This window comes from uncultured Paraglaciecola sp. (assembly GCF_937123705.1).
Taxonomy (GTDB): domain Bacteria; phylum Pseudomonadota; class Gammaproteobacteria; order Enterobacterales; family Alteromonadaceae; genus Paraglaciecola.
Map to the genome: position 1 here is coordinate 1 of NZ_CAKZKO010000112.1, position 4976 is coordinate 4976.

At 38.8% G+C, this 4976-nt stretch carries 5 protein-coding genes; 1 reads left to right on the forward strand and 4 read right to left on the reverse strand.

Annotated elements, in window-relative coordinates:
- A partial coding sequence (locus Q0688_RS14280; RefSeq protein WP_299077984.1) for a chromate transporter occupies positions 1-294 on the forward strand: 294 nt, incomplete at its 5' end.
- Positions 295-335: 41 nt separating this feature from the next.
- Here Q0688_RS14280 and Q0688_RS14285 read toward each other — a convergent pair.
- Genes Q0688_RS14285 through Q0688_RS14300 form a run of 4 tightly spaced genes read right to left on the reverse strand, consistent with a single transcriptional unit; the run spans position 336 to position 4857 of the window.
- On the reverse strand, positions 336-1055 hold the full coding sequence (locus Q0688_RS14285) for a class I SAM-dependent methyltransferase (RefSeq protein ID WP_299077988.1): 720 nt from the start codon (positions 1053-1055) through the stop codon (positions 336-338).
- 9 nt (positions 1056-1064) lie between these two features.
- On the reverse strand, positions 1065-1994 hold the full coding sequence (locus Q0688_RS14290; protein ID WP_299077990.1) for a glycosyltransferase family 2 protein: 930 nt from the start codon (positions 1992-1994) through the stop codon (positions 1065-1067).
- Positions 1987-3750, reverse strand: coding sequence for a hypothetical protein (locus Q0688_RS14295; RefSeq protein ID WP_299077992.1), 1764 nt, complete (start codon positions 3748-3750; stop codon positions 1987-1989). The genes Q0688_RS14290 and Q0688_RS14295 overlap by 8 nt, the downstream gene beginning before the upstream one ends.
- A gap of 36 nt (positions 3751-3786) precedes the next feature.
- Entirely contained in the window at positions 3787-4857 is a 1071-nt protein-coding gene (locus Q0688_RS14300; RefSeq protein WP_299077995.1) for a hypothetical protein, read from the reverse strand.
- Positions 4858-4976: the final 119 nt, after the last annotated feature.

The window sequence follows — 4976 nt, forward strand, 5'->3', positions numbered from 1 at the left end:
ATCGCAACAATTGCGGTGTTCTTACCGGGCTTCTTATTGCTACTGGGTGTACTGAAGAACTGGCAGGCAATTGCGAGCAAGCCTCTAGTAGCTGGGGCGCTTACAGGTGTGAATGCGGCTGTAGTCGGCTTATTACTTGCGGCTCTATACCAACCCATCTTCACAAGTGCAGTGAGTAGCGGCTTAGACTTCGCTCTGATCATTGTTGGCGTGTGGTTATTGAAAACATTGAAGATGCCGATTGTAGGTTTAGTGGGGATCTTCATGTTATTTGGTGCTGCTACTGGCCTGTAACATTAAACAGGAAGTAGGAAGCTAACTGCTAGCTTCCTACTCTATTGCCTAAAAACAATTTTAATTCCATGAAAATTGAAGAATAAGTTGCAGTCAATAAGGGGTGCAAAGCTCAATGGCCAAAACGAGTTTTGATTGTCAGGAAGGTAATAGTTTAAAAAGGCAATTAGGTTATTACATGGATTAACATGTTCCCTCGCCATTATGTAATCGTAATTCCACCCCTTTTTTAAACCGTGTTTTCTTGTCGTCATATAACGACCGACCTTCCACGCTACTCCAGGGTCGGTAGGAATCAAAATAGACAAAGTCCCTCCTGGCTTTAACACTCTTAACCACTCTTTGATCACCAAGTGAGGCTCGTATAGGTGCTCAAGTATATGAGTTGCTATCACTCGATCAAAACTGTTGCTTTCAAAATCTAACTCTCGAGCATTGGTTACGTTAAAGGTGAGTTTGTCATAAGAATTGATATGATTGAGTTGCATTTTTGCTACTTCGAGTGCTGATGCATCACCATCACTAACAATGTATTCATCGAAAGTGTGCTTAACATGCAATAAATGCTCACCAGTTCCAGAACCTACCTCTAATACTTTTGAGAAATGTTTCTCTTCACCGAATGGCTTTTCACACGCAATGTGACCTGCTCTCATCACATAACCCGTGGTATTGCGCTCATAAACTCGTTCATCATATTCATCACTGAAACGAGATAAATAATCGAGCCATTCCTTATCTTCATCTTTGCTTATTCTCATACCAGAACCCTATTCCAATGGTTTGTTATTACTGAATCTTAATATAGAAAGAATTCGCATCTCTCGCCGACCTCGTGACACGTTGTCGAGTATCAATCCACAGAAAAAAGACATCACCGCAATTAATGCAATCGAACTAGACAAAATCGCAGTTGGCACCCTTTCTACCAGCCCGGTATCAACAAAATTTAAAATAACGGGAATCCCCAAGCTCAATGAGATGACACAAAGCAACATAGACAATACGCCAAAGAAAAACATCGGCTTCACATCTCTCAATAAGAACAAGATAAAGTTGAGGATTTTCAGACCATCACTCAATGTATTCAATTTGCTAGCTGTTCCTTCCGGCCTAGATTGGTACTGAGTTGAGACTTCTTTAATGGACATATTATGGTGTAACGCATGCACGGTGAGTTCTGTTTCTATTTGGAAGCCATCGCTGAAGATAGGTGCGGTTTTGACAAATCGATGGCTCATAATTCGATAGCCAGAAAATACATCATTCAATTGTGCATTGAATGCTAAGTTAATCAGTGATGAAAACATCTTATTCCCAAGGATATGTCCTTTTGGGTAAGCCATTGAAGTTCGCTCGCGACTGCCAATGATCATATCGAGCTTTTCATTATTTAATTGCTCGATCAACACCGGGCACACTGAGGCATCGTAAGTGTCATCGCCATCAGCCATTACATAAACATCAGCCTCAACATCAGAGAACATCCGCCTCACGACTTCCCCTTTACCTTGGCGAGGCTCATGTCGCACAATCGCCCCTGCTTGTAACGCCTCGTTGACCGTGTTGTCGGTTGAATTATTGTCGTAAACATAAATGGATGCATCAGGTAAGGCTTGTTGAAAAGAAGTAACCGTTTCTCCAATGGCTCCGGCTTCGTTATAACATGGGAGTAATATTGCTACTTTCTGTTTATTCATACTCACTCCTTACTTTAAAAACTCGGTAACCATCCTCAATTCCATCGTATGTAACATCTAGCCAAGCAGGAATGTTATCTCCATAAAGCCTTCTAACTAAAGAGTCCTCGCTTCCAGAATTCTTGAGGAGAGATAAGTGAGGATCATTACCGATCAATATATAATCAACCTTTTTATCTACTATTTTTTGTCTTGCCAGAAACATATTCTCTTCTAACATCACTTCGATTAAAAATTGGTTGCCCACAATATTTCTATGATAAGGCGCAGCAATTATACTGTTGTTCGTTTTAGCTAATACAGGTGCGCCAGTTTCAATTCCAGAAAGGATAGTATGTGAATTGATACCGTTATCTTTTAATACATTAAAGATACTTGGTGACTTGTATTCACCATCAAAGGTAGTGGTAATTTCACCTGTTGGAGACAATGAAATAATGAGAAATGCTACAGATAATGGAGATCCCGAAAAGATAATGCTGACTTTTAACATTGTGAATCTGACATATTCAGATAGTTTAATGATAAAATAGGCTTGGAAAGGTGCAGCTAAAACAAAGCACAATCTTATTACTCTAACCTGCCAAAATATCGCAAGGGCTAGATTAAACATGAATATTAGATATAATACTGTACAGTGGTGATTTTTAATTCTGAAAACTGGGTATAGAATAGCGGGGACCAATAGTAATGTATAATTATCTACAGAAAAGAAACCCTTAATTTCTATGTAATCAACTACAGATTTGGCCTCGGTGACCTGATCTAGCCAATACAGCTTAAGTATCGGTGGATAATCTATCAAGAATGCACTGGTGAGTGATGGGTAGAGAACGGCTACAGGGACTAAACATAACAAACTAAGGGAAAGTAATAATATTAACTTTTGAGTCGAGCTCTGTTTTTGATTCGACAATCGATTGTATAAGTTAACGAAGGTCCATCCACTAAAGAATAGAATAACAAGAATAAATGAGACCTCGTCATACTTGAAAATAAAGAACTCATCGTACGGCCTATTCAATAGGACTGCAAAAGCACCAAAAACTGCACAGGTCAAATATAACCTAGATATATAGCTAAACCACTCACGACAAAAAAAGCAGAAATACACCGTATAAGAAACAAGGAATGCCATAAATAACAATACATTATCCATCCCCGTCCACAAAGATAAAGACAGAAAAACAGACTGAGCATACACTCGCCATGATTGTTTTAGGTTGTTGAACGTAATTGGTGTTATAGATAAGAAGAGAGTTGCTAAAACAAGCTGGATATTATGATGGTCAATAGAACCAGGTAGGAAGTGTATGATAGCAGGAGAAAAAACTGCGAACATCATACTTACAAATCGATACTTCTCTCCAAAGTAATGTTCGCATAGATAAAAGCATGAGAGCGCATACAAGAATAAGTAGAGTAAAGGGACAATGGAAATTGAGATTGCATACGCGATACTGTCATCAATCATAAATAGCAATGGGAAAGCGACTAAAGATAGTATTAGGTCAGGAAATCGAGACCAATGAACAATAATACCATCAGCGGCATTGAAGTTGCTCATCGGCTCTAGATACCAATGGCCGTTCTTCATCCACTCTTGAAACTGAACAAAACGCATATAGTCGTCATTGTCATTCAAGTTGAGTATTGAAACGCTTTCCCACTTATAAAAAAATATCACTGTGGCACAAACTAGCCAAAAAGCAGAAATTGCAATGATATCTTTATTAAAGCTTTCGCGTTTAGGCAATATGAATATCCTTTTCATTGAGCCAAAATCAAATCCCTATTGCTCCATCTCTCTCACTTCCGCTAGTGCTCTGTTTAAGTTTTCATTAGCCACTTTATAGTAAGATGATTTTTTATCGATAGCTTGTTGTAAATATGGAACCGCCTGATCGGGCTTTCCTTGTAATATTAGGAAATAACCAACATTATTCAACGCCTCCGGAGCATCCATATGGCGCATAAAGGTATTAACCGACTTCTGCACTTCTCCTTTTGCAGTCTTATATTTTCCATACATAGCTGTTAGAACGTAGTTGAAAAAGTGGTTAGAAGCAACTCTTGAAAGATCAAGGTTGTTTCCATATCTACCTTCATAAAAATACCGCCTGTAGTAATTTGAGATCCAACTGTCAGCCACAATCTGTTCATCGAATTGAGGATGAGGTTTGTTGTTCGCCTGAGCACTGGTGTAGTCGTCAAGATAGAGATGAGCATTTTTGAACGTTAGAGTGTTATCAGGAACTCCTAATGTTTTCTCCATTTCTTCATACAGAGCATCAAACCGACTATTATCAGTATATTTTTCATTCGTAGCGTCCAAGTTTTTGTCCATATCCCTATGCATTTGAGGACAGTTGTTCAAAGGGTCGTTGAAAAATGTTCTACCATCTGTTTCTGACCATATAGTCATTTCGCGATTTCTTAGTTCGCTTGGATTATCAGAAAGTCCGAGTGACTTCCTCATATCAGCTTCTTCATCCCTGGTGAAAGGATTGTCGATGGATCCCTTTCCCATGCTTTGGAATTGAATCCATGATACTGATTGAGGGTATGCTCCCAACATTGTTGCGTAGGCACTCATTGTACTTGGCTGATCCTTATAGGATTTATGATAGAAGTTCTCTGGTTTGAAATCATTTGGCAAAAACTGCTTTTGTTCGATGAATTCCTTTCTTAATTCCTGTCCAAACTTTTCCATCATGAACACACCAGGCTGAGTCAATTCACCGGGGAATTCTTCATATCTGTTATTTGTTACCTTGTAAGCAGGGTTTTCAGTGAACCTTGGAGAAGTAACACCATGTTCGAGTAAGTCTACGACAAGCTCAGTTTTCTTTGCATTCCCCAAACCAAGTCAAATTAAAATAAGCAAGAAACAGACTAAGGATTCTCTCATTTTAAAATTTTTATTCTAAATTCAAACAAATTTTATTGAATTGGGGTTTTGGGGTTTTGGGGTTTTGGGGG